This window comes from Curtobacterium sp. L6-1, assembly GCF_018885305.1.
GTDB classification, from domain to species: domain Bacteria; phylum Actinomycetota; class Actinomycetes; order Actinomycetales; family Microbacteriaceae; genus Curtobacterium; species Curtobacterium aetherium.
In genome coordinates, this window is sequence record NZ_CP076544.1 from 2,504,469 (window position 1) to 2,525,299 (window position 20,831).

The window sequence follows — 20,831 nt, forward strand, 5'->3', positions numbered from 1 at the left end:
ACGCATGGGACGACCGATGCGGCGCCTGTCCCCCGTTCGCAGCCCGCTCCCTGGCATCCCGGGTGCCTCGTCCGGGGACCTCCGAGCCGCCGGTCGGACTCCTCGGACCAGCCGGTCGGTGCCCCGGACACGACGACGCCCCCGCGACCTCGGAAGGTCGCGGGGGCGTCGGTGGTGCTGGTGCTTACCAGGAGCTCTTCGTGATGCCCGGCAGCTCGCCACGGTGGGCCATGTCGCGGAAGCGGACACGGCTGATGCCGAACTCACCGAGGTGGCCACGGGGGCGGCCGTCGATGGCGTCGCGGTTGCGGTAGCGGACCGGCGACGCGTCGCGCGGCAGCTTCTGCAGGCCGACGCGAGCGGCTTCACGCGACTCGTCGGTGCCGTTCGGGTCCACGAGGGCCTTCTTCAGCTCGAGGCGACGCTCGGCGTAGCGCTCGATGATGACGGCGCGCTGGTTGTTCTTCGCGATCTTGCTCTTCTTCGCCATGACTCAGCGCTCCTCACGGAAGTCGACGTGCTTGCGGATCACCGGGTCGTACTTCTTGAGCACGAGACGGTCGGGGTTGTTCCGGCGGTTCTTCTTCGTCACGTACGTGAACCCGGTACCCGCGGTGGAACGCAGCTTGATGATCGGACGGATGTCCTGACCCTTTTTCGCCATCAGATCTTCTCCCCACGAGCGAGGATGCTCGCCACGACGGACTCGATGCCGCGAGCGTCGATCACCTTGATGCCCTTGGCGCTGACGTTGAGCGTCACGTTACGACGCAGCGACGGCACGTAGTAGGTCTTCTTCTGCACGTTCGGGTCGAAGCGACGCTTCGTCCGGCGGTGCGAGTGCGAGATGTTGTGTCCGAAGCCGGGAACGGCGCCGGTCACCTGGCACACTGCAGCCATGGTTTCCTCCTGATGAATACCGTGCAGCCGATCGGCTGCACCCAAGGTCACTTGCCTGGCACGCACGCGCTGGCACCACCGGAGGTGCCTGAGCGAGGGGGTTGTGCGCACCGCCCAGACCGGCGGTCGGCTCGCGCCGACACATCCGTGCCTGGAGGCTCGGATCCGGTACCACGCGACCGCGGCGTTCGCGACGGTCGGAGGGCAGAACAACGGGCGCTCCGCGCGGACGCGGAGAGCCAGCCGCCTACGTTACGCGACGGCCGGGCGCGTCGCAAGCCGGGCCTCCCGTCCGGGAGGGTGCGGGCCGCGGCCCGGGCGGCGTGCCGCGGCCCCGGCGGCGTGCCGCGAGGCCATCGCCGGGGGGGGGGGGTGCCCGCCGAGGTCGCACGACGCGCCGCCGAGCACCCGCCCAAGTCGCACGACGCGCCGCCGGAGGCCCGCCGAGGTCGCACGAACTGCCGCGCCGGCCGCCGCGAGCCGACCGAACGTGCGACCTCGGCGGGACGGGGTGCCGACGCTGGGTGCGATGGACGATGACGACGGGGACCGCATCGGCCTCTCGGGCGGGGGCGAGCGTCGAGGTCGCAGGACGCGCCGTCGAGCACCCGCCCAGGTCGCACGACGCGCCGTCGGACGAGCGCCGAGGTCGCACGAAGTGCCGCGCCGGCCGCCACGTGCCGGCAGATCGTGCGACCTCGGCGGGACGGGGGCCGATGGCCAGCTCTGCAGGACGGCGACGGCCGGGCCGATGGGTCAGTCGGATCGGACCGGGTCGGCACGACCGAGGTCGCAGGACCCGCCGTCGGCCCTCCGCCGAGGTCGCATCAACTGCCGTGCCGACGCCTGCGGGGCGGCAGATCGTGCGACCTCTGCCCCCGACCGGCCGCCGCCCGGCGAACCCGACCGGCCGCCGCCCGGCGAACCCGACCGGCCGCCGCCCGGCGAACCCGACCGGCCGCCGCCCGGCGAACCCGACCGTCCGCCGCCCGGCGAACCCGACCGTCCGCCACCCGACGCCGCCCGTCGGCCGCCGCCCGGCGAAGCCGCCCGCCGGCCGGTGCCGCCCGCCCCCGCGCTACACGCCGGCGGCGGGCCGCGGCGCGAGCGCCTGCGCGATCAGCGCCCCGAGCTCCCGCGGTACCGTCAGCATCGGCCAGTGCCCGGCACGGAGCCCGACGATCTCGAGCTCCTCGGTCGCGACGAGCTCCGCGGCCCACGCCTGGTGGTCGGCGACCATCGCGGCGAGTTCGTCCGGCGCGATCTCGCAGGTGATCACCGTCGCCGGGATCCGGTGCCGCGCGGCGTCGGTGTAGTGGAACCGATCCGAGGTGACGCGTGCCGGCTCGGCGAACGCCCGGCGCTCCAGGTCGGCGCGGACCTCGTCGGTCACGTCCCGCACGGTCGCGGGTTCCCAGACGTCCCACGACGGCAGGGGCACGCGTCCGTCGACGACGGGCAGTTCGTCGTTGACGCAGCCGCCCTCGGGCCCGGGGAAGGTGTCCACGTAGACCAGGTGTCGCACGCGGTCCGGGCGTCGGTCGGCGGCCGTGTACGCGATCGGTCCGCCGCCGGAGTGCCCGACGAGCACGACGGGTTCCGGTGCGGCGTCGATCCGGCCGACGAGGTCGGTCACCTGCTCGTCGAGGGTCTCGCCGTGTCGGGTGACCGGGTCGACGGTGTGTCCGGCGGCCCGGAGGACCGGGACGACCTCGTCCCACGCGCTCGCGTCGAGCCAGAACCCGGGGACGAGGATGACGTGCATGTCGCGGAGACTACGCGCCCCCGCGGACAGCAGCACGGGCCGTGCACTCGGCACACTCACCGAAGACGTCGACCACGTGGCTGGCGTTCGAGAACCCGTTCGCGGCGGCGGTCGCCCGTGCCCACTCCTCGACCGGGTCGGCCTGGATCTCGACCGTCCGCCCGCAGACGCGGCAGATGAGGTGGTGGTGGTGCTTGTCGGTCGTGCAGGCCCGGTACAGGGCCTCGCCGTCCTGCTGGAGCGAGTCGGCGTCGCCGTCGTTCGCCAGGTCGGTCAGCGCACGGTAGACCGTCGCCAGCCCGATCGTCGACCCACCGTCGCGCAGGTGTGCGTGCAGCGACTGCGCGCTGACGAACCCCTCGGTCTCGGTGAGCGCGCCGCGGACGGCTTCGCGCTGCCAGGTGTTGCGTCGTGGTCGCTGTACGGCGTTCATGCTGCGACTCCTTCCTTCGTCGTGGCCGGGAGGCCCGTCCCACCGTCGGCGTGCTGCTCTCGGACCGTCACGCGGTCGCGTCCACGGCGGTCCTTCCGGGCGCCGAGCACCCGGCAGACCACCCAGATCACGAACGAGATGGTCGTGACGTAGGGGCTGATCGGCAGTCCACCACCCAGGGCCAGCAGGATGCCCCCGACCACCGACGTCACCGCGAAGAGCACGGAGAGCACCGGCACGAGGACCGGGTTGACCGTCACGCGGAGGGCGGCTGCCGCGGGGGTGACCAGGAGCGAGAGCACCAGGAGCGCCCCGACGATCTGCACCGACACCGCGGTGGCGAGTCCGAGCACGAGCATGAACACGAGCCCGAGCGTCCGGACGGGGATGCCGGCGGCCGCGGCGACGTCGGGGTCGACGGACGAGAACATCAGCGGACGCCAGATGACCACCAGGGTGAGCACGACGACCGCGGACACCACGACCAGGAACCCGAGCTGCGGGTTGTCGACGGAGACGATCTGCCCGGTGAGCAGGCCGAACTTGTTCGCCGCCCGCCCCTTGTACAGCGCCAGGCAGAGGATCCCGAGGCCCAGCCCGAACGGCATGAGCACGGCGATGATCGAGTTGCGGTCGCGCGCCCGGCTGCCGAGCAGGCCGATGAGCACCGCGGCGATCACGGACCCGACGAGCGACCCGGTGACGACGTTGACGCCGAGGAGCAGGGACGCGCTCGCACCGGCGAACGACAGCTCGCTGATCCCGTGCACGGCGAAGGGCATGTTCCGCGCGACGACGAACGGCCCGACCAGTCCGCCGACGATGCCGAGCACCGCACCGGCGAGGATCGAGTTGCGGACGAGGACGAGCAGCTCGCCGTAGTCCTGGAACGAGAAGATCGTCGACCAGACGTCCATCACGGCCGCCCTTCGTCGGGCGAGGCGCCGTGCGGGGCGGGTTCGCAGTGGTGGTGGCCGTCGCCGGCGGTGTCGTGGGCGTCGCTCGCACCGACGATGACGACGCGTCCCATGGTCCGCACGACGTCGACGGGCGTGCCGTACAGGTCGCTGAGGACGTCGGCGCGCAGGACGTCGTCGGGGGCGCCGATCCGGAAGCGCCCGCCGGCGATGTAGAGGACGCGGTCGACGACGTCGAGGATCGGGTTGACGTCGTGCGTGACGAACAGGACCGCTGCGCCCTGCTGCCGGCGCTGCCGGTCGATGAGCTCGGTGACGCCGCGCTGGTGCCGCAGGTCGAGCGAGATGAGGGGTTCGTCGCACAGGAGCAGTGCCGGGTCGGCGGCGATGGCCTGCCCGACGCGGGTGCGCTGCTGCTCGCCGCCGGAGAGCTCGGCGACGGGGGCGTCGGCGAACGCGGTGGCGCCGACCTCGTCGACGATGCGGTCGATGCGCTCCCGTTCGGCCCGGCGTTCCGGACGCACGCCCCAGCGGTGCCCGGTGACGCCCTGGGCGATCATGTCGCGGGCGCGCAGCGGTGTGCCGGAGTCCATGAGCCGCTGCTGCGGGATGTAGCCGATCCTCCGGTGTCCGCGGCGCACCGGGCGGCCCAGGAACGACATGGATCCGCTCGTCAGGCGCTGCTGGCCGAGCACGGTGCGCAGGAGCGAGGTCTTGCCGGCGCCGTTCGGCCCGAGGACGGCGACGAACTCCCCGGGAGCGACGTCGAGGTCCAGCCCGTCCCAGAGCTTCCGCGTGCCGTAGGACAGCCCGGCGTCCCGGAGCGCGAGCACGGCGGAGCCGCCACTGCGCTCGGCAGTGGCGGCTCGGGTCGGCTCCTGGACCGTCGTCACTTCGTCAGTGCCGCCTTCACCGCGTCGATGTTCGCCTGCTGCCACGAGACGTAATCCTCCCCCTTCGGGAGCGTCTCCGTCACACCGACCACCGGGACGTCGGCGTCCTCGGCGGCCTGCTGCACCTGTTCGGTCTCCGGGCTCGAGGTCTGCTCGTTGTAGGCGAGGAGCTTCGCCTCACCGCTTGTGAACAGCTTGAGGGTGGCGTTGAGGGCGGCCGGCGGGACGTCGTCGCCCTCCTCGATCGCCTCGGAGAAGTCGTCGGGCGTGACGTTGTCGAGGCCCATCGCATCGAACAAGTAGCCCGGGACCGGCTCGGTGTAGGCGACCTCGTCGCCGTCGACCGTCTTCTTCACCGCGGCGGTCTGCGACTCGAGGTCCTGCAGCTTCTCGGTGAGCGCGTCGGCGTTCTGCTGGAAGGTGCTCTTGTCCGCGCTGTCGAGCGCACCCAGACGGTCGGCCACGTCGGCGACGAGCTTCACCATGGTCGGGTAGCTGTAGAACACGTGCTCGTTGAACTCGTCGGAGCCGCCCGTGTCGAGCCCGGACAGGTCGACGACGTTGATCGTGTCGGCCTTCGTGTTCGACGACTTCGCGAGGGTCGTCATGAAGTCGTCGTACCCGCCGCCGTTCTCGATGAGCAGGTCGGCCTTCGACACGGCGAGCTGCGTCTTGGCGCTCGACTCGAAGGAGTGCGGGTCCTGCGAGGGGTCGTCGAGGATGCTGGTGACGTCGACGCGGTCACCGCCGATGGTCTCGACGATCGAGCCGTAGACGTTCGTCGACGCGACGACGGTCACGACGCCGCCGTCGTCCGACGACGAGGACGAGGACGAGGAGTTCGCGCAGCCGGTCAGGGCGAGCGCGGCGGCACCGGCGACGAGCGGCAGGGCGAGGAAGCGACGGGAGTGCATGCTGATGACGCTAGCCCTAGCTGAGAACGATTGTCAAAACCGCTCTCATCCGAGAGCGGACGAACGGGAGGCGCGGTGCCGGCTGGCACCGCGCCTCCCGTCCGGGGTCGGTCCGGCTACGGCTTGGTCGCCGCGTCGATGGTGTTCTCGGCGATCGTCGTGTCGTCCTCGCGCCCGGGGGTGCGGAGGTTCCACTTCTTGATCACGAAACTGAAGAGGAAGTAGTAGACGACCGCGTACGCGAGACCGATCGGGATGAGCCAGATCGCCCCGTCGGCCTTGCCGAAGTTGAGCACGTAGTCGATCGCTCCCGCCGAGAACGAGAACCCGTCGTGGATGCCGAGAGCGTTCACCAGCGCCAGTGACGTGCCGGTGAGGACCGCGTGGATGATGTAGAGCGGGAACGCCACGAACATGAACGAGTACTCGAGCGGCTCGGTGATGCCGGTGACGAACGAGGTCAGCGCGGCCGAGAGCATGATGCCGCCGACGAGCTTGCGGTTCTGCGGCTTGGCGTTCCGCCAGATCGCCAGGGCACCGGCCGGCAGCGCGAACATCATGATCGGGAAGAAGCCGGTCTGGAAGATGCCCGCGGTCGGGTCGCCGGCGAGGAAGCGCGCGATGTCGCCGTGGTAGGTGACGCCGCCCGTGGTGAAGCTGCCGAGCTGGAACCACGGGAAGAAGTTGAGCAGCTGGTGCAGACCGATCGGGATGAGCATGCGGTTGACGAACCCGAACACGCCACCACCGAGGACGGCGTTGTCGGCGACGGCCTGGCCGGCGGCGGTCAAGGCGATGTCGAAGTAGCGGTAGAAGAACGACATCACGACGGCGATGACGAGACCGGCGACCGCGGTGAGGATCGGCACGAGACGACGACCCGAGAAGAACCCGAGGAAGTCGGGCATCTTCGTGCGGTGGAACTTCTGCCAGAGCACGGCGGAGACGAGGCCCATCACGATGCCGCCGAGGACGCCGAAGTTGATCGTCGCCTGGTCGCCGTTCGCGTCCTTCACACCCGCGAGCACGATCGGCGACATGGCGGCGAAGACCTGGTACATGACCATGTAGCCGACGACGGCGGCGAGGGCCGTGGTGCCGTCGGACTTCTTCGCCCACCCGATCGCGATGCCCACCGCGAAGAGCAGCGGGAGCCAGGTGAACACACCGTTGCCCGCGGCGGCGATGATCGTCGCGCCCTGCGAGAAGCCGGGGATGGCGCCGAGCATGTCGGCCTGACCGAGGCGGAGCAGGATGCCGGCCGCGGGCATGACCGCGATCGGGAGCAACAGACTGCGACCGAGTCGTTGCGCGTTGGCGAAGAGCTTGCTCTGCTTCTTCGGCGTCTTCTTCTCCGGCACGTCCGTGGGGGCAGCGGTGCTCATCGGCGTTCCTCTCGTCGTCGGGTGGAGCTGGTCGGGGTGAGTTGAGTCGCGTGGACCGCCCCGGTACCCTCGGCAGTGTCGCCAGGTCCGGTCCTGTCCGGTCATGACCAGTTCGTAGTGTCGATGACCGTGGACTGCATGTCAACCTGTGAGCGAACCCGTAACGAGGAGGAAACAGATGGCTGACATCAAGGCTGCCGACATCATCGCCGCACTCGGCGGAACCGACAACATCGACGAGGTCGAGGGCTGCATCACGCGCCTCCGCGTCGAGGTGGAGGACGGCGACCTCGTCGACAAGGACGCACTCAAGGCCGCCGGCGCCCAGGCCGTCGTCGGTGGCGGCACCGGCTGGCAGGTCATCGTCGGCCCGATCGCCGACAACCTCGCGCAGGACATCCAGGACGAACTGTGACGGTCGTCCGCACGCCGTTCGCCGGACCGGTCGTCGCACTCGCCGACGTGCCGGACCCGGTGTTCGCCGAGCAGCTCGTCGGCGCGGGGGTCGCACTCGACCCGTCCGGCATCGACGGGACGGTCACCGCGGTGGCGCCGGTCGACGGCACCATCGTCAAGCTGCACCCGCACGCGTTCGCGATGCAGGGCGCCGCGGGCACCGACGTCCTCGTGCACGTCGGCATCGACACCGTGAAGCTCAAGGGCGAGGGGTTCTCCCTGCTCGCCGCCGAGGGCGACACCGTCAGCGCCGGGGACCCGATCGTGCGCTTCGACCCGGCGGCCATCACCGCGGCCGGCTACTCCCCCGTCGTACCCGTGGTCGTGCTCGGGTCGACGCCCGACTCGGTCCCGCAGGACGCCGTCGGCAGCACCGTCGCTGCCGGTGCTGCCCTGTTCGAGGTCTGACCCACCCCGACCGAGCCGGCACTGCTCCCCGAGCGGGCGCTGCGACCGACGCGGCGCCCGCTCCGTTCGTCGGGAGCACCGTCGTGTCGGGAGCACCGTCGACGACGGGACGGACCCGCACGCGCCCCCGCAGCCGCTCAGGCGGTGAGCCGCGCCGCCGTGACCTCCATCTGCACCCGGTAGCGGTCCGACCGGTACCAGCTCCGGGCGTGCTCGACTGCACGGGTGCCGGAGTACGACACCCGGTCGAACTCGAGCAGCGGCGCTCCGGTCTTCGTGCCGAGCAGCGTCGCGATCTCGTCCACCGCCGGGTTCGCCGCGACCGTCTGCTGCGCGCGGTCGATCGGGCGCCCGTAGACCTCGGCCGCGATCGAGTACACCGACCCGGACAGGTCGTGGTCGAGCAACCCGGGGAAGACGTCGGCCGTCAGCCAGGCGTCGTCGACCGAGACCGGGGCGCCGTCCGCCATCCGCAGACGCTTGAGGTGGTACGCCGGCTCCCCCTCGGCGAGGTGCAGCGCGGCCACGGTGTCCTCGGGCGGGAGCCGCTCCTCGCGGACGAGCACGACCGTGGTGGGCACGTGGCCCATCGCGCGCATCTCCTCGGTGAACGAGGCCAGGTGCAGCGTCGACTGCATCGGACGGTTGGCGACGAAGGTGCCCTTGCCGCGGACGCGCTCGAGGTGCCCCTCGTTGACGAGCTGGCCGAGGGCCTCCCGGACGGTGATGCGCGAGACGCCGTACTCGGCGATGAGCTGCCGCTCCGACGGGATGGCCGCGCCCGGGGCGAGCCGGGTCGTGATGAGGTCGAGCAGGATCCGCCGCAGCTGCTGGTGCTTCGGTTCAGCACCCTCGGTGATGCGGCTCGGCAAACGGACTCCTCGTGCTGCGGCGGCGGTCCTGTGTGGACATGACCAGTCCTGTCACAGTACCGTCCGACACCGTCGCGACCAACGGATGTCGGTCGTCGCGGCGCCCGGCCCTCAGCTGTTGGCGACGAGCCAGTCGCGCTGCGCGTCCGCGAGCGCCCGGTCGCTCCAGACCTGGCACGCGGCCCCGTCCGGACCGGCAGCGCTCGACGGCCCCTGCCACACCTGGGTCAGCCCGACGCGGGCGAGCACCCGTGCCGAGGCGGGGTTGTTCACCAGCACGCGTGCCGTCACCGGCAGCTCGGGGTGCACGTCACGAGCGGCGTCGACGGCGGCGCGGGCCAGCTCGGTCGCGTACCCGTGCCCGTGGTGCTCCGGCGCGAAGCGGTACCCGAGGTTCCAGACGCCGCCCGCGGTGCGGTCGACCCCGCCGAGGCCGAGGAACGCGCCGGACGCCGCCGAGCGGGCGACCCACGAGCCCAGCCCGTACCGCACCCGGCCGCCGATCTTCCGCTGCACGAGGTCCTGCGTCTCCGCCCGCGAGACGTGGCGTCCGGCGGGCAGGTGCGTCCACGTGCGGGCGTCGGAGAACAGCTCGTGCACGGCGTCGATGTCCGCGGGCGTCACGGGGGTGAGCACCAGGCGACCCGTCCGGATCTCCTGCTGCGGGACGAGCAGCTGGTGGACCATGTCCCGATCATCCCCCGCGCCGCCGACATCGGTGTGAACGGCACACCACGAGTGCGTGTGCCGGTCCGGATCGCGCGGACGGACCGGCGGCGGCGCCGCTCAGTCGAGCAGCAGCGCCGGCTCCTCAATGACCGAGGCGACGTCGTGCACGAAGCGCGATGCCACGTCGCCGTCCACGACACGGTGGTCGAAGGAGGCGCCGATCGTGGTCACCATGCGGCTGCGGACGTCCCCGTCGACGACCCACGGCTTCGGCTTGATCGTGCCCATGGCGACGATCGCGACCTCGCCCGGGTTGAGGATCGGGGTCCCGGTGTCCATGCCGAACACGCCGATGTTCGTGATCGTGATCGTGCCGTCCGCCATCTGCGCCGGGCTGGTCTTGCCGTCTCGGGCGGTGAGGGTCATCTCCTCGAGGGCCTTCGCGAGCTCGAGGAGCGACATGTCCTGCGCGTCCTTGATGTTCGGCACGAGGAGCCCGCGCGGGGTGGCCGCGGCGAAGCCGAGGTTCACGAAGTGGTGGACGATGATCTCGCGGTCGGTCCACGACGAGTTCACCGAGCGGTTGCGGCGCACGGCCCAGATCACGGCCTTCGCCATGATGAGCAGCGGCGAGACCTTGACGCCGGCGAACGTCGGGGAGTCCTTGAGGCGCTTGACGAACTCCATCGTGCGGGTCGCGTCCACGTCGACGAACAGCGAGACGTGCGGCGCGGTGAACGCCGAGGTCGTCATGGCGGTCGCGATGGCCTTGCGGACGCCCTTGACCGGGATGGTCTCCTGGCGGACGCCGCCCCACTCCGGGGTCTCGATGTTGCGGAACACGCTCGCCTGCTTGGCGTGCCGGATGACGTCGTCGCGCGTGACCTCGCCGGCCAGTCCGGTGGCGACGACCGTGGTCAGGTCGACGTCCAGGTCCTTCGCGAGCTTGCGGATGGGCGGCTTCGCCATCACCTGCAGCGCCGAGGCGCTCGGCATCGAGGGACGCGCGGGACGACGGCCCTGCGCGGCCACGGCGTCGGCGGTGGTGGCCTCACCGTCGTCGGTCACCAGGTCGAGGTCGGCCTCCCGACTGGAGGCGCGGCTCGCCTCGGCCGCGACCGCCGCGGCCCGGCGGGCGCCCGGCTTGCGACGGGACGGTGCGGAAGTGGCGGAGCCGTAGCCGACTAGGACGGCGCCGGAGCCCTCGTCCGTGCCGACCACAGCGGCGTCGACCGCGACCTGCGCGGGTGCCGGTGTTGCGGCCGGAGCCGGAACAGCGGGAGCGGCGGCGGGTGCGGGGACGGCAGCGGCCTGAGCCGGAACAGCCGGGGCCGGAGCAGCGGGGGCAGGCGCGGCGGGGGCCGGAGCGGCCGCGGCCGACGTGGGAGCCGGTGCGGGGGCAGCCGGAGCCGGGGCCTGCGCGACGGGAGCGGCGTCGGCGACGGGTGCCGGGCCTCCCGGCTGGTCGACGGCAGCGGCGTCGGACTCGACGCGGATGATCGGCTTGCCGACCTCGACCGTGTCGCCCTCGGCGACGAGCAGTCCGGTCACGGTGCCGGAGAACGGCGACGGCAGCTCGACGAGGGACTTCGCGGTCTCGATCTCGACGAGCACCTGGTCCACGGTGATCTCGTCGCCGGGGGCGACGCGCCACTGGACGATCTCGGCCTCGGTCAGGCCCTCCCCCACGTCGGGCAGGGGGAATTCGGCGACGGCCACGTCGGCTCCTTCGGAGGGTTCGTTCGTGCGGGGAGGATGCGGGTCAGTAGGCGAGGGCGCGGTCGACGGCCTCGAGGACGCGGTCGGCGTCCGGCAGGTGGAAGTGCTCGAGCTTCGACTGGGGGAACGGGATGTCGAACCCGGAGACCCGCAGCGGCGGCGCCTGCAGCGTGTAGAACGCCCGCTCGGCGACGGTCGCGGCGATCTCGCTGCCGACGCTGATGAAGCCGGAGTCCTCCTGCGCGACGACCAGACGGCCGGTCTTGCGCACCGAGGCGAGCAGCGGCTCCCAGTCGATCGGCGAGATCGAGCGCAGGTCGACGACCTCGCAGCTCGTGCCCTCTGCCTCGGCGATGTCCGCCGCCTGCATGAGGGTCGCGACCATCGCGCCGTGTCCGACGAGGGTGACCTCGGTGCCGGTGCGGGCGACGCGCGTCGTGTGCATCGGGACGTGCCCGTCGACCAGGTCGACCTGGCCCTTCGGCCAGTAGCGCGACTTCGGCTCGAAGAACACGACCGGGTCCTTCGACGCGATCGCCTCCTGGATCATCCAGTACGCGTCGTTCGGGGTGCTCGGGCTGACGACGCGCAAGCCCGGGGTGTGCGCGAAGTACGCCTCCGGGCTCTCCTGGTGGTGCTCGATGGCACCGATGTGGCCGCCGTAGGGGATGCGGATGACGATCGGCAGCGACATGTGCGCCGGCAGCCGGTTCGCCATCTTCGCCAGCTGCGAGGTGATCTGGTTGAACGCCGGCCAGACGAAGCCGTCGAACTGGATCTCGATCACGGGACGGTAGCCGCGCAGGGCCAGGCCGATCGCGGTCCCGACGATGCCGGACTCCGCGAGCGGGGTGTCCCGCACGCGGTCGGCGCCGAAGCGGTCCTGCAGGCCCTCGGTGATGCGGAAGACGCCGCCGAGGCGGCCGATGTCCTCGCCCATCAGCAGGACCTTGTCGTCCGCCTCCATGGCCTTGGCCAGGCCGGCGTTGAGCGCCTTGGCCATCGGCAGGGTCGGAGTCGGGTCCTCGGGGACCTCGCCGGCGCCGGGGTGCGCGCGCAGCGTGTAGTCGAAGAGCTGCTCGGTGGTGCTCATGCGTGGGCTCCTGCGTCCTGGCCGGCCTCGTAGTCGCGGAGCCATGCGCGCTGCTCGTCGATGCGCGGGTGCGGCTCGCGGTACACGTGGTCGAACATGGCCTCCATCGGCGGGTCCTGGAGGGCGTTCGTGCGGGTGCGGATGTCGGCGGCGATCTGCTCGCCCTCGGCGTCGAACGTGGCGAACTGCGCGTCGGTCGCCCCGCGGCTGCGCAGGTACGCCTCGGACCGGGTGATCGGGTCGCGGGCGACCCACCCGGCGAGCTCGTCGTCCCCGCGGTACCGGGTCGGGTCGTCGGAGCTCGTGTGCGCGCCGATGCGGTAGGTGTCCGCCTCGACGAAGGCCGGGCCCTGGCCGCTGCGCGCGTGCTCGGTGGCGAGCGCGCTGGCGGCGTACGAGGCCAGGACGTCGTTGCCGTCGACGCGGATGCTCGGGATGCCGAAGCCGCGGGGGCGGTCGACGAGCGGGGTCGGTGACTGCACGGACACCGGGACCGAGATCGCCCAGTGGTTGTTCTGCAGGAAGAAGACGACCGGGGCGGTGTGCGAGGCGGCGAACACGTACGCCTCGTTCACGTCGCCCTGGCTGGTCGCGCCGTCGCCGAAGTAGACGATCGAGCACTCGTCGACGTCCGGGTCACCGGTGCCGACGACGCCGTCCAGCGCCTGGCCCATCGCGTAGCCGGTCGCGTGCAGGGTCTGCGCCCCGATGACGAGCGTGTAGATGTGCGTGTTGCCGCGCTCGTCCGGGTCCCAGTTGCCGTGCGCCTGGCCGCGGAACAGCGAGACGATCTCCATCGGCTGCACACCGCGCTGCAGGACGACGGCGTGCTCGCGGTACGAGGGGAAGACGTGGTCCTGCGGGCGGAGCGCGAAGGCCGAACCGACCTGCGCGGCCTCCTGCCCGTGGCTCGGCGCCCAGAGTCCGAGCTGACCGGTGCGCTGCAGGTTCGCGGCGGCGTGGTCGAAGCGTCGGGTGAGCACCATCTGGCGGTGCATGGCGAGCAGGGTCTCGTCGGGGAGGGACTGTGCGACGGCGGCGAGTTCGGCGTTCTCGTCGGTCTCCACGAACCGGCCCTCGGGATCGAGGAGCTGGACGGGGGTCGTCGCAGGAGCCGCGGCGCGGAACAACATGTCGGTCAGCGTACCGGCCGCTCAGAGGCCGCCGTTGTGAGACGTCCCACAACGGCACCCGTGGTTTCGAGGAGCTTTGCGACAGCCTCGTGCTCGCCGATCGAGATGCGGATGCCTTCCGGGGCGAAGGCCCGGACGATGAGTCCGGCACGCTCGAGCGCCTCGGCGACGACCGCGGTGTGCTCGCCGGTCGGCAGCCACACGAAGTTGCCCTGCGCGACGGGCACGTCCCACCCCTGCTCGAGCAGCCCCGCGCGGATCTCGTCGCGGCGCGCGGCGAGTTCGGCGACCCGTTCGAGCAGTTCGCCCTCGCGCTCGAGGCTGGCCAGCGCGGCCGCCTGTCCCTGCGCCGTGACGGACAGCGGGATGGCGCAGGCGCGCACGGCGTCGAGGACGTATGCCGGTCCGAGCGCGTACCCGACGCGGAGGCCCGCCAGCCCGTACGCCTTCGAGAAGGTCCGGAGCACGACGAGGTTGGGGTACCGCTCGAGGAGCGCCGGCCCACGGACCGCGTCGTCGTCGGTCACGAACTCCGCGTAGGCCTCGTCGAGCACGACGAGCACCGAGGTCGGCACCTGCGCCATGAAGGACGCGAACTCGGCTCCGGTCACGATCGGGCCGGTGGGGTTGTTCGGGGTGCACACGACCACCATGCGCGTCCGCTCGGTGACGGCGGCGGCCATCGCGTCCAGGTCGTGCCCGCCGTCGGGGCGGTTCGCAACCTGCACGCTCGTGGCGCCGGCCACCGTGACGACACCCGGGTACGCCTCGAACGAGCGCCAGGCGTACACGACCTCGTCGCCGGGGCCCGACGTGGCCTTCGCGAGCTCGTGCAGGATCGCGACGCTGCCGGGGGCGACGTGCACCTGGTCGACGGTGGTGCCGAACCGGTTCGCCAGGACGGCCCGCACGGCGAGCGCGGTGGCGTCCGGGTAGCGGTTGTACGCGGTCTGCGCCTGCACCGCCTCGACCACGCCGGGCAGCGGCGGGAACGGGTTCTCGTTGCTCGAGAGCTTGAGGGCGTCCGGGGCCGCCTGTCGTCCCTGCTTGTAGGGCGGCAGGACCGCGATCTCGGGTCGGATGTGCACGGGCGCGTCGGTCACCGCCTCAGCGTACCGGGAGGCGCGCGGGCATCATGGGACCCATGCGCTTCCTCGTCCGGCTCATCGTCAACGCCGTCGCCCTGTGGCTCACCACGCTCCTCGTCACCGGGGTGTCCGTCGACGCCTTCGGGGACGACGGCCCCGTCGAGACGGTCCTGACCTACCTGCTCGTCGCGCTCGTCTTCGGCATCGTGAACGCCGTGATCGGCACGCTCATCCGGATCGTGGCGTTCCCCCTGTACGTCCTGACGCTCGGGCTCATCTCGTTCGTCGTGAACGGGGTCCTGCTCCTCATCGTCGCGGGGATCTCGACGGGGCTCGGCTTCGGGCTCCAGGTGGAGTCGTTCGGCTGGGGCATCGTCGGTGCCTTCGTGCTGGCGGTGTTCGCCTGGCTGGTCGGGCTCGTCGCCCGTCCGGTGCTCGGCGGCCGCGGTCGCGCCTGACGGACGGGCATCGCGTCGGCCACCCTCCTGCGCCATGATGTGCACATGACCATGGACGCCGGGGCCCCGTCGCCCTTCCGTGTCTCCTTCGTCTGCAGCGGCAACATCTGCCGGTCCCCGATGGCCGCGATCGTCTTCGCGCAGACCGCCGCCGACGCCGGCATGGCCGACCGCTTCGTCGTCGAGTCCGCCGGCACCGGGGACTGGCACGTCGGGGAACCCGCCGACGAGCGGACGATCGCAGCGCTCGCGGCGCGCGGATACGATGGCAGCAGGCATCGCGCCCGTCAGTTCGACCCGGACCGGTTCCCGGACCTCGACCTGGTGGTCGCACTCGACCGCTCCCACGAACGCATCCTGCGCTCGTGGGCACCGACCATGGACGACGCCGCGAAGGTGACGCTCCTGCTGCGGTACGACGACGCCTGGCCTCAGCAGGCCGACGTGCCGGACCCGTACTACGCGGACCGACACGAGTTCGACCGGGTGCTCAGCACGGTCGAACGGGCCTGCCGGGCACTCTTCCACCAGCTCGAGCCGGCAGTCCGCCAGGGAGCCCCATGACCCCCCTTCCCCCGCAGCCGATCAGCCCGCTCGACGGGCGCTACTACCCGATCGTGCACACGGTGGGCGAGCACCTGTCCGAGGCCGGCCTGAACCGCGCCCGGATCCGGGTCGAGGTCGAGTGGCTCGTGTTCCTCACGGACCACGCGATGTTCACCACGTCGCCGCTCTCCGTGGACGACAAGGCCGCGCTCCGTGCGATCGTCGACGACTTCGGTCAGGCGCAGATCGCGGAGCTCGCCGAGATCGAGGCGACCACCCGGCACGACGTCAAGGCGGTGGAGTACTTCGTCCGCCGTCGCCTGAGCGACCTGGGCCTGGACTCGGTCGCCGAGCTCACCCACTTCGCCGCGACGAGCGAGGACGTCAACAACCTCTCCTACGCGCTGACCGTGCGCGACGCCGTCGAGCACGTCTGGCTGCCGTCGGTGCGCGCGGTCGTGGAGCGCCTGCGGGAGATGGCCACGAGCCTCCGCGCCGTGCCGATGCTCTCGCACACGCACGGGCAGCCGGCGACGCCGACCACGCTCGGCAAGGAGGTCGCGGTCGTCGTGTACCGCCTCGAGCGGATCCTGTCGCAGGTCGAGCGCGGCGAGTACCTCGGCAAGTTCTCCGGCGCGACCGGCACGTTCTCGGCGCACCTCGCGGCCGACCCCGAGGCCGACTGGCCCGCGCTGTCGAAGGAGTTCGTCGAGGGCCTGGGCCTGACGTGGAACCCGCTGACGACGCAGATCGAGTCGCACGACTGGCAGGCCGAGCTGTACGACCGGGTCCGCCACGCCAACCGCGTGCTGCACAACCTGGCGACCGACGTGTGGACGTACATCTCGATGGGGTACTTCACGCAGATCCCGGTCGCGGGTGCCACCGGGTCGTCGACGATGCCGCACAAGATCAACCCGATCCGCTTCGAGAACGCCGAGGCGAACCTCGAGATCTCGTCGGCGCTGTTCTCCACGCTGTCGGAGACCCTCGTCACGAGCCGCCTGCAGCGCGACCTCACCGACTCCACCACGCAGCGGAACATCGGCGTCGCGTTCGGGCACTCGCTGCTCGCGCTCGACAACCTGCGCCGCGGCCTGGGCGAGATCGCGGTGAACGAGACGCGCCTGGCCGAGGACCTCGACGGCAACTGGGAGGTGCTCGCCGAGGCGATCCAGACGGTCATCCGCGCCGAGGTCACCGCCGGGCAGTCCGACATCGAGGACCCGTACGCGATGCTCAAGGACCTCACCCGCGGCAAACGGATCGGCCGCCAGGAGCTGGTCGACTTCGTGAACGGGCTCGACGTCTCCGACGCCGCCAAGGCCCGGCTGACGAACCTGACGCCCGCGACCTACACCGGGCTCGCGGACGAGCTGGTCGACCACCTCGACGTCTAGCGCGTCGCGCACGACGCCCTACGGGCGGTCCCCCGCAGCGGTCCTCCGCCGCGGGTGACCGCCCGTCCCGCGTGCTGCGGGGTCCGGCCGCCGGGAGGCCCGTCCCCCGTCCGGTGCGGACGGGACCGGATCAGGTGGTGACGTCCGTGGCCTCGGCGACCAGGGCCTCCAGGACGACGCGGACCGCGGGGCGGACCGCACGGTCCGGGCGGACGAGCGCCTCGATGCGCCGCCCCGCGCGGACGTCGGCGAGGGTCGCGAGCCGGAACCGCCCCGGCGCCCGCGTCCGCGAGGTGTACCGGGGCACGAGCGCGATGCCGTGCCCCGCCGCCACCAGGTTCTCGATCACGGGCAGGTGGATCGTGCGGAACGCGACCGACGGCGGTGTGTCCGAGGCCGCGGCCATCGCGGTCAGCACCCGGTCGATCGGGTAGTCCTCGGGCACGCCGATCCAGGTCTCCCCGACGACGTCCTCGATGCCCACCCGGTCCCGGCCCGCGAGCGGGTGGTCGAGCGGCAGGGCGACGTCGAGCGGTTCCCGGAGCAGGGGCACGGTCTCGACGGCGGACCGGTCGGCTCGTCGGGCGCCGTCGGGGCGGTGGCCGATGACGACGTCGTGGTCGGCGGCGAGCGGGGCGAACTCGCCCTCGCTGACGTCGACGTCGGACAGTTCGAGCGCGATCCCCGGGTGCGCCCGCATCCGGGTGAGGAGGCCGGGGAGCAGCAGCTCGGCGGCCGAGGGGAACGCCGCGAGGTCGACCGTGCCGGTCGCGCCGGCGAGGTGCTCGGTCCAGGCCGCCTCGACCGTGGCGAGCGCCGTCGCCACGCCGGTCGCCATGCCGGCCAGGGCGCGGCCGTGCTCGGTGAGCCGGACCCCGCGGCCGACGCGCTCGACGAGCGGGACCCCGGCCTGCCGCTGCAGGGTGCGGAGCTGCTGGGACACGGCACTGGGCGTGCGGTGGGTGGCGGCGGCGACCGCGGTGACGCTGCCGCGTTCGGCAAGCTCGCGGAGCACCGGCAGCAGGGCGATGTCGAAGCCGACCATGCAGGGACCCTACAACGACGCTGTCGGAACGTCCGCTGGTGCTACTGCATCGGATGCGGGACGATCGTCCGGTGCAGCCCCGTGACCGCGTCCTCGCCCTCGTCGTCGCCGTCGCGTGGGGACTGAACTTCCCCGCCACCGCGATCGCCCTCGAGCACTACCCACCGTTCCTCCTGGCCGCCGTGCGGTTCACGCTGCTCGCGGTCCCGACGCTCCTGTTCGTGCCGCGCCCGGCGGTGTCGTTCCGCTGGATCGTGCTCGTCGGCGCGACGCTCGGCGTGCTGCAGTTCGCGTTCCTCTACCTCGGGATGGCGGCCGGCATGCCGACGGGTCTGGCGTCCCTCGTCATCCAGGCCTCGGCACCGTTCACCGTGCTGCTCGCCGGTGTCCTGCTCCGCGAGCGCCTGACCGCACGCCAGGTGGTCGGAGTGGCCATCGCCGTCGCGGCCCTCGGCGTGATCGCGGTGCACCGGGCGCAGACGGCGGCGCTGCTCCCCGTCGTCCTCGTGCTCTGCGGGGCACTCGGCTGGGCGATCGGCAACGTCACGACGCGGAAGGCCGGGCCGGTCAACCCGCTGCACCTGACCCTGTGGTGGGCCGTGGTGCCACCGGTCCCGATGGCGGCGCTGTCGCTCCTGGTCGAGGGGCCCGAGCGGGTCGGGCACGCGCTCGGCACCGCGTTCACCGCCGAGGCGCTGCCGGCCGACCTCGGGCTGCTCTACATCGTCGTCGCGGGCAGCCTGGTGGGCTACGGCATCTGGTCGCGCCTGATGGGGAAGTACCCGTCGAGCACGGTCGCGCCCTTCTCGATGCTCGTGCCGGTCGTCGGCGTGCTGGCGTCGTGGGCGGCGTTCGGCGAGGTGCCGGACCTGGTCGAGGCGGTCGCGGGCGCGGTCGTCGTCGGCGCGGTGCTGTGGACCTCCCGACCCGCCCGCCCCGTCCGCGTCGCCGCCGAGCCCCCGGCCACGGACGCCTCCGCTGCCCCGCCGCTCAGCGCCGGTGCTGACGCCGCTCGGCGATGATGTCCGCCAGCGCCCCGCGCAGGTGCGGGTACCGGAACTCGTAGCCCGCCTGCGTCAACCGGGTCGGCACCACCCACCGGCTCTTCAGGACGAGCTCGGTCTCGGTACGGATGGCGACCGACCCGAGTTCGAGCATCCACCGCCAGGTCGGCAGGCCGAAGCGGCGCCCGACGGCGTCGCGGATCGTGGCCATCACGGTGCGGTTGTCCGACGGGTTCGGGCTCGTGACGTTCACCGGCCCGTCGAGGTCCTCGTGGTCACGGACGAAGCGGATCGCACCGAGGACGTCCGCGATGTGCACCCAGCTGAAGCGCTGCCGCCCGTGGGTGTGCCGGTCGTGGTGGTACGTGCCGGCCGCCAGACGCGCCCGGGTCGGGAACCACGGGCCGTCGTACTGCGGCCCGCCCAGCCCCGCCTGCGCGAGACGGAGCAACGGCACCAGGGCGCTGCCGTCGCCGAGGACGATCGCCATCCGCAGGGCCACCCGCCGGGTGTGCGGCAGGTCGCCGCCGAAGAGGGCGTCCTCCCACGCACGGGCGACCGAGACCGAGAAGCCCTCGCCCAGCTCGCCCGTCTCCTCGTCCTGCGGGCGGTCGTCGGCGTGCCGGTAGATCGTCGCCGTCGACGCGTTCAGCCACAGCGGCGGCGGGTGTTCGGCGGACCGGATCGCCTCGGCGAGCTCGAGCGTCGTGTCGACCCGCGAGCGCATGATCTCGGCGCGGTTCCGCGGCCCGTACCGGCAGTCGACGCTCTTGCCCGCCATGTTCACGACGAGGTCGGCACCGTCCACGAGCTCACGGATGCGCAGGGTGTTCCCCCAGACCGCGTCGCCGGTGCGGCCGATCGTGACGACCTGGTACCCCTCGTCACGGAACGCGTCCTGCAGGTACCGGCCGACGAAACCGCTCGCCCCCGCCACCACCACGCGTCGCTGCTGTCCGTCCATGCTGTCCTCCGTCTTCCCGGTCATGCCTCGTCGGGTACGACGACGTACCGGAACGCCCCCTCGTACCGGTACAGCGTGCCCACCACCGGTGCCGAGAGCACCAGGGACACGCGCTGCACGTCCGCTTCGTCGTCGAACCGTTCCGTGAGGACCACCCGCGGCGACACGACGGCCGGGAGGCGCCACTCCCGTCCCAGCGCACGCACCGACACGCACGTGGAGACCAGGCGGAGGACCCCGGCGTCGGGTCCGGTCGCGGGGACCGCCACCGCGAGCAGTGCGCTCACCCGGCCGCGGGTGCCGAGGTGGTCGACGAGCCCCTCGGGCTCGGCGGTGATCGCGTCGACCATCGTCCGGTCCCCGGAGGCGAAGTGGAAGGTGCGGTGCGCGCGCACGGCGGGACGCGCCTCCCGGCCGTCGGCGCGGGCACGGTCGGCGCGGTGGGTGCCGGACCGGAGGGCGTGGCGGCGGCGGATGCCGGACTCACCGTCCGGTGCCGGTGCCGAGCCGCGGCCGACGCGCGCCGGGCGATTCTCGACCGTGAAGGGCACGTCGTGCTCCCAGACCGGGAACAGCACCGCGTCGCGTGCGAGGACGGCGAGCACCGGCCACACCCAGCGACGGGGCGTGCCGACGACGCTGAACGTGCCCGAGCCGCGGCCGACGTGCCCGGACGGGATCCGGCCGAAGTAGGTGCGGAGGCGCGGGTGCAACCGTGCGAGGACGTCGGCCGGTGCGCTCAGCTCGTACGGCGATCCGCTCACGCTCC

General features: G+C 72.1%; 24 protein-coding genes. 6 read left to right on the forward strand and 18 right to left on the reverse strand.

Annotation, left to right across the window (positions count from 1 at the left end):
- Positions 1-184 precede the first annotated feature (184 nt).
- The 9 genes from rpsN to KM842_RS11495 form a co-directional block, all read right to left on the reverse strand.
- The gene (gene rpsN / locus KM842_RS11455; protein WP_110823155.1) at positions 185-490 is read right to left on the reverse strand and encodes a 30S ribosomal protein S14; all 306 of its coding nucleotides are present in this window, start codon (positions 488-490) and stop codon (positions 185-187) included.
- A 3-nt stretch (positions 491-493) separates the two neighbouring features.
- On the reverse strand, positions 494-664 hold the full coding sequence (gene rpmG / locus KM842_RS11460; RefSeq protein WP_017886456.1) for a 50S ribosomal protein L33: 171 nt from the start codon (positions 662-664) through the stop codon (positions 494-496).
- The gene (gene rpmB / locus KM842_RS11465; RefSeq protein WP_216258486.1) at positions 664-900 is read right to left on the reverse strand and encodes a 50S ribosomal protein L28; all 237 of its coding nucleotides are present in this window, start codon (positions 898-900) and stop codon (positions 664-666) included. Before rpmB ends, rpmG begins: the two co-directional genes overlap by 1 nt.
- Positions 901-1,978: 1,078 nt before the next feature.
- On the reverse strand, positions 1,979-2,665 hold the full coding sequence (locus tag KM842_RS11470; RefSeq protein WP_216258488.1) for an alpha/beta fold hydrolase: 687 nt from the start codon (positions 2,663-2,665) through the stop codon (positions 1,979-1,981).
- A gap of 10 nt (positions 2,666-2,675) precedes the next feature.
- Entirely contained in the window at positions 2,676-3,098 is a 423-nt protein-coding gene (locus KM842_RS11475) for a Fur family transcriptional regulator (RefSeq protein ID WP_216258491.1), read from the reverse strand.
- Entirely contained in the window at positions 3,095-4,015 is a 921-nt protein-coding gene (locus KM842_RS11480) for a metal ABC transporter permease (protein WP_216258493.1), read from the reverse strand. The genes KM842_RS11475 and KM842_RS11480 overlap by 4 nt, the downstream gene beginning before the upstream one ends.
- Positions 4,015-4,908 carry a metal ABC transporter ATP-binding protein gene (locus KM842_RS11485; protein WP_216258495.1) on the reverse strand — a complete coding sequence of 298 codons (894 nt, stop codon included), beginning with the start codon at positions 4,906-4,908 and terminating at the stop codon, positions 4,015-4,017. The genes KM842_RS11480 and KM842_RS11485 overlap by 1 nt, the downstream gene beginning before the upstream one ends.
- Complete coding sequence (locus KM842_RS11490; protein ID WP_216258497.1) at positions 4,905-5,822, reverse strand: metal ABC transporter solute-binding protein, Zn/Mn family; 918 nt, start codon at positions 5,820-5,822, stop codon at positions 4,905-4,907. The genes KM842_RS11485 and KM842_RS11490 overlap by 4 nt, the downstream gene beginning before the upstream one ends.
- Before the next feature lie 116 nt (positions 5,823-5,938).
- A complete protein-coding gene (locus KM842_RS11495) occupies positions 5,939-7,207 on the reverse strand; it encodes a PTS transporter subunit EIIC (protein WP_216258499.1) in 1,269 nt (422 codons plus the stop codon).
- 178 nt (positions 7,208-7,385) lie between these two features.
- Here KM842_RS11495 and KM842_RS11500 point away from each other — a divergent pair, with 178 nt between their 5' ends.
- Together KM842_RS11500 and KM842_RS11505 are read left to right on the forward strand one after the other, a co-directional pair.
- Positions 7,386-7,622 carry a PTS sugar transporter subunit IIB gene (locus KM842_RS11500; RefSeq protein WP_110823137.1) on the forward strand — a complete coding sequence of 79 codons (237 nt, stop codon included), beginning with the start codon at positions 7,386-7,388 and terminating at the stop codon, positions 7,620-7,622.
- Entirely contained in the window at positions 7,619-8,071 is a 453-nt protein-coding gene (locus tag KM842_RS11505; RefSeq protein WP_216258501.1) for a PTS sugar transporter subunit IIA, read from the forward strand. The genes KM842_RS11500 and KM842_RS11505 overlap by 4 nt, the downstream gene beginning before the upstream one ends.
- A 137-nt stretch (positions 8,072-8,208) precedes the next feature.
- Here KM842_RS11505 and KM842_RS11510 read toward each other — a convergent pair whose 3' ends face one another.
- From KM842_RS11510 to KM842_RS11535, 6 genes are all read right to left on the reverse strand, one after another.
- Positions 8,209-8,943 carry a GntR family transcriptional regulator gene (locus tag KM842_RS11510; protein ID WP_216258504.1) on the reverse strand — a complete coding sequence of 245 codons (735 nt, stop codon included), beginning with the start codon at positions 8,941-8,943 and terminating at the stop codon, positions 8,209-8,211.
- A gap of 111 nt (positions 8,944-9,054) precedes the next feature.
- Positions 9,055-9,630, reverse strand: coding sequence for a GNAT family N-acetyltransferase (locus tag KM842_RS11515; protein ID WP_216258505.1), 576 nt, complete (start codon positions 9,628-9,630; stop codon positions 9,055-9,057).
- Positions 9,631-9,729: 99 nt separating this feature from the next.
- Entirely contained in the window at positions 9,730-11,331 is a 1,602-nt protein-coding gene (locus KM842_RS11520) for a dihydrolipoamide acetyltransferase family protein (protein ID WP_216258507.1), read from the reverse strand.
- A 43-nt stretch (positions 11,332-11,374) separates the two neighbouring features.
- Complete coding sequence (locus KM842_RS11525; protein ID WP_253206373.1) at positions 11,375-12,334, reverse strand: alpha-ketoacid dehydrogenase subunit beta; 960 nt, start codon at positions 12,332-12,334, stop codon at positions 11,375-11,377.
- Between the two features lie 86 nt (positions 12,335-12,420).
- Positions 12,421-13,557 carry a thiamine pyrophosphate-dependent dehydrogenase E1 component subunit alpha gene (locus KM842_RS11530; RefSeq protein WP_216258509.1) on the reverse strand — a complete coding sequence of 379 codons (1,137 nt, stop codon included), beginning with the start codon at positions 13,555-13,557 and terminating at the stop codon, positions 12,421-12,423.
- Positions 13,558-13,562: 5 nt separating this feature from the next.
- Entirely contained in the window at positions 13,563-14,660 is a 1,098-nt protein-coding gene (locus tag KM842_RS11535; RefSeq protein ID WP_216258511.1) for a histidinol-phosphate transaminase, read from the reverse strand.
- Positions 14,661-14,701: 41 nt separating this feature from the next.
- On the opposite strand from KM842_RS11535, the gene KM842_RS11540 reads away from it, so the two are divergent.
- The 3 genes from KM842_RS11540 to purB are packed head-to-tail and all read left to right on the forward strand — an operon-like array spanning position 14,702 to position 17,049.
- Positions 14,702-15,103 carry a phage holin family protein gene (locus KM842_RS11540; RefSeq protein WP_216258512.1) on the forward strand — a complete coding sequence of 134 codons (402 nt, stop codon included), beginning with the start codon at positions 14,702-14,704 and terminating at the stop codon, positions 15,101-15,103.
- A gap of 51 nt (positions 15,104-15,154) precedes the next feature.
- Positions 15,155-15,667: a low molecular weight protein-tyrosine-phosphatase gene (locus KM842_RS11545; RefSeq protein ID WP_216262376.1), complete on the forward strand. Its 513-nt coding sequence runs from the start codon at positions 15,155-15,157 to the stop codon at positions 15,665-15,667.
- The gene (purB, locus tag KM842_RS11550) at positions 15,664-17,049 is read left to right on the forward strand and encodes an adenylosuccinate lyase (RefSeq protein WP_216258514.1); all 1,386 of its coding nucleotides are present in this window, start codon (positions 15,664-15,666) and stop codon (positions 17,047-17,049) included. Before KM842_RS11545 ends, purB begins: the two co-directional genes overlap by 4 nt.
- A 130-nt stretch (positions 17,050-17,179) precedes the next feature.
- Here purB and KM842_RS11555 read toward each other — a convergent pair whose 3' ends face one another.
- A complete protein-coding gene (locus tag KM842_RS11555) occupies positions 17,180-18,094 on the reverse strand; it encodes a LysR family transcriptional regulator (RefSeq protein WP_216258516.1) in 915 nt (304 codons plus the stop codon).
- 71 nt (positions 18,095-18,165) lie between these two features.
- Between KM842_RS11555 and KM842_RS11560 the strand changes: the two genes are divergently transcribed.
- Positions 18,166-19,116 carry an EamA family transporter gene (locus tag KM842_RS11560; protein WP_216258518.1) on the forward strand — a complete coding sequence of 317 codons (951 nt, stop codon included), beginning with the start codon at positions 18,166-18,168 and terminating at the stop codon, positions 19,114-19,116.
- On the opposite strand, the gene KM842_RS11565 is transcribed toward KM842_RS11560, so the two are convergent.
- Entirely contained in the window at positions 19,085-20,086 is a 1,002-nt protein-coding gene (locus KM842_RS11565) for an epimerase (protein WP_253206110.1), read from the reverse strand. The two genes, KM842_RS11560 and KM842_RS11565, sit on opposite strands and share 32 nt — an antisense overlap.
- Positions 20,083-20,826, reverse strand: a complete 744-nt coding sequence (locus KM842_RS11570; RefSeq protein ID WP_216258519.1) for a DUF4166 domain-containing protein — start codon at positions 20,824-20,826, stop codon at positions 20,083-20,085. Before KM842_RS11570 ends, KM842_RS11565 begins: the two co-directional genes overlap by 4 nt.
- Between the last annotated feature and the right edge of the window lie 5 nt (positions 20,827-20,831).

Excerpts from the sequence above, each read along its gene's own strand:
- KM842_RS11545 (WP_216262376.1), top strand. The coding sequence starts at position 15,155 with ATGGACGCCGGGGCCCCGTCGCCCTTCCGTGTCTCCTTCGTCTGCAGC.
- KM842_RS11480 (WP_216258493.1), bottom strand. The coding sequence starts at position 4,015 with ATGGACGTCTGGTCGACGATCTTCTCGTTCCAGGACTACGGCGAGCTG.
- KM842_RS11565 (WP_253206110.1), bottom strand. The coding sequence starts at position 20,086 with ATGACCGGGAAGACGGAGGACAGCATGGACGGACAGCAGCGACGCGTG.
- rpmB (WP_216258486.1), bottom strand. The coding sequence starts at position 900 with ATGGCTGCAGTGTGCCAGGTGACCGGCGCCGTTCCCGGCTTCGGACAC.
- KM842_RS11475 (WP_216258491.1), bottom strand. The coding sequence starts at position 3,098 with ATGAACGCCGTACAGCGACCACGACGCAACACCTGGCAGCGCGAAGCC.
- KM842_RS11530 (WP_216258509.1), bottom strand. The coding sequence starts at position 13,557 with ATGTTGTTCCGCGCCGCGGCTCCTGCGACGACCCCCGTCCAGCTCCTC.
- KM842_RS11490 (WP_216258497.1), bottom strand. The coding sequence starts at position 5,822 with ATGCACTCCCGTCGCTTCCTCGCCCTGCCGCTCGTCGCCGGTGCCGCC.
- KM842_RS11500 (WP_110823137.1), top strand. The coding sequence starts at position 7,386 with ATGGCTGACATCAAGGCTGCCGACATCATCGCCGCACTCGGCGGAACC.
- purB (WP_216258514.1), top strand. The coding sequence starts at position 15,664 with ATGACCCCCCTTCCCCCGCAGCCGATCAGCCCGCTCGACGGGCGCTAC.
- rpmG (WP_017886456.1), bottom strand. The coding sequence starts at position 664 with ATGGCGAAAAAGGGTCAGGACATCCGTCCGATCATCAAGCTGCGTTCC.
- KM842_RS11495 (WP_216258499.1), bottom strand. The coding sequence starts at position 7,207 with ATGAGCACCGCTGCCCCCACGGACGTGCCGGAGAAGAAGACGCCGAAG.
- KM842_RS11555 (WP_216258516.1), bottom strand. The coding sequence starts at position 18,094 with ATGGTCGGCTTCGACATCGCCCTGCTGCCGGTGCTCCGCGAGCTTGCC.
- KM842_RS11515 (WP_216258505.1), bottom strand. The coding sequence starts at position 9,630 with ATGGTCCACCAGCTGCTCGTCCCGCAGCAGGAGATCCGGACGGGTCGC.
- KM842_RS11470 (WP_216258488.1), bottom strand. The coding sequence starts at position 2,665 with ATGCACGTCATCCTCGTCCCCGGGTTCTGGCTCGACGCGAGCGCGTGG.
- KM842_RS11525 (WP_253206373.1), bottom strand. The coding sequence starts at position 12,334 with ATGGCCAAGGCGCTCAACGCCGGCCTGGCCAAGGCCATGGAGGCGGAC.
- rpsN (WP_110823155.1), bottom strand. The coding sequence starts at position 490 with ATGGCGAAGAAGAGCAAGATCGCGAAGAACAACCAGCGCGCCGTCATC.
- KM842_RS11540 (WP_216258512.1), top strand. The coding sequence starts at position 14,702 with ATGCGCTTCCTCGTCCGGCTCATCGTCAACGCCGTCGCCCTGTGGCTC.